A 1752-nucleotide genomic window follows, 5' to 3' on the forward strand; every position below is an offset into this window, starting at 1 on the left:
GCGGTCGCGGGTCAGCGCGAGCAGCACCGGCCCGGCGCACCCGCGATGGGGCCGGTGCCAGGCGCACCCCCGCGCCCGGCACTGGCAGGTCCGCAGATGCGGGGGCAGCACGTCTGCCCGGGCATGACGGGCCAGGTGTGTCAGCGCCGCGGACCGGGCGGAGGCGGCCGGCAGGGGAGTGGCTGCCGCGCAGCGGGGATGAGGGCAGGCCAGCAGCGGGCCGCCGGCTTGCGGGTGCAGTCGCACCGTCCAGATGCGCTGCACCGCTTCGCGCGTGGTGGAGAGCCTCATCGGGCTCGTGGTCCTCCGATCGATCCGTGCCGCTGAACTCCCGCACCCCACTCGGCAGGAGGCGGGAGCAGGCCGCACCGTAGCGCTGGTCCCTGCAGTGTGATGTCACCCCTTCCCTAGCAAATAGTGCAGAGGTCTGCACTGACAGGGCAGGGTTCTGCACCGTCGGATGGTGGGGTGACGATCTTGCCGCCCGATCCTGACCTCCTCGCGCTGCGCGTCGAACTCGCGCGGCTCAGGGGCGAGCGCGGCTGGACCTTCGACGAACTCGCCGGCCGCAGCGGCCTGGCCCGCCGCACCCTCATCGACCTGGAACACGGCCGCACCACCGGCAGCGTCACCACCTGGCATGCCATCGCCCACGCCTTCGATGTCCCCATCGAACAGCTCCTCGGGACGCTGTGCTCCGACCACGCCCCGTCCGGCACGCCGCAACCCTGACCCGCCCACCGGTTACCACCGCCGCCGCGGCGCGACATCACCCGAAACGGTGACCGGGCATCGAGCGGGTGTTCCCGCTGCCGCATGCGCGTTCCCCTGTAGTGCGCCATTCGCTGGACAGCGGGTGTTGCCGCACCGGTTTGGCGGCGTGCCGCCTGGCACGTTCACCGCTATGAGCACTCACCCCGCCTGCGCCGCCCGCCACTGGGACGGCAGCCCCCGCACCACACCGACGCGCCGTCCGCTGCGGGTGGCCGCCACCAGCCCCAGCCGCCTAGTGCGCGCCGGCCAGAGCGGCCGCTGCCGCCTGTGCGGCAACCGCATTGACTTCTACCAGCGCGCCGACCAGCGACCCATCGCCCTGCACCCCGCGAAGCTGGCCACCGCCCAGGTGCCTGCTTCCTGCCGCTGGCACGTGAGCCGCGGCATCGCCCACCCGCACGGCGACGGCAGCGCCTGGTGCCGCATCCTGCACAGGGTGCTCTGCCCCCGCCGCACCCCAACCGGCCGGCTGACCCCAGCCGTCGAGGAGATGCGTCGCCGGCTCGCCGTCCGCTCCCGCCGCCTGATCGATACCGGCACCTTCACCCCGGCCGCGCCCACACCCGCCGGTGAACCCCCCTCCAGCCGGGGCCGTCCCGTCGTGCAGCTGCTGCTGGGCCGCTACCTCGCTCAGACCCCCATCGAGGACATCCGGTGTGTGGCCCAGACCCGACACCGACACCGCTGCCCGCAGCCCGTGCTCCCGCCCAACGCCCCCTCAAGGCGTGTGGACCCTTCTGCCTACAAGTCCGCAACGCGGCCAACTCGCCCTGCCCGCCACCCTGATGGCCGTCTACGACCTCAGCCGCCTGCCGTACGCCGAGCAGCTGCGCTGGCGCACTCAGCGCTGCCCGGCCCACGCCGCGACCCCGGGCGCCGCCGATCTCGCTTTGGCCGGATGGCAGGTCTTCGATCTCCTCCTGCTGTCGGCGTACACATGAACGCGGCCAGCTTCGTACGAATGAAAAGGGCCGTCTT

The 1752-nt window shown here is 72.8% G+C and carries 2 protein-coding genes and 2 pseudogenes; 3 read left to right on the forward strand and 1 reads right to left on the reverse strand.

Annotated features, from left to right (window positions below; all coding sequences use genetic code 11):
- A pseudogene (locus U9R90_RS35960) lies at nt 1-291 on the reverse strand (hypothetical protein); the annotation flags it as partial.
- Nucleotides 292-468: 177 nt separating this feature from the next.
- Between U9R90_RS35960 and U9R90_RS35965 the strand changes: the two are divergent.
- From U9R90_RS35965 to U9R90_RS35975, 3 genes and pseudogenes are all read left to right on the forward strand, one after another.
- On the forward strand, nt 469-732 hold the full coding sequence (locus U9R90_RS35965; RefSeq protein WP_375921145.1) for a helix-turn-helix transcriptional regulator: 264 nt from the start codon (nt 469-471) through the stop codon (nt 730-732).
- Nucleotides 733-904: 172 nt separating this feature from the next.
- A pseudogene (locus U9R90_RS35970) lies at nt 905-1246 on the forward strand (DUF6083 domain-containing protein); the annotation flags it as partial.
- A 253-nt stretch (nt 1247-1499) separates the two neighbouring features.
- Nucleotides 1500-1715: a hypothetical protein gene (locus tag U9R90_RS35975; protein WP_411061679.1), complete on the forward strand. Its 216-nt coding sequence runs from the start codon at nt 1500-1502 to the stop codon at nt 1713-1715.
- Nucleotides 1716-1752 lie beyond the last annotated feature (37 nt).

The organism is Streptomyces sp. E11-3 (assembly GCF_046540415.1).
Classification (GTDB): domain Bacteria; phylum Actinomycetota; class Actinomycetes; order Streptomycetales; family Streptomycetaceae; genus Streptomyces.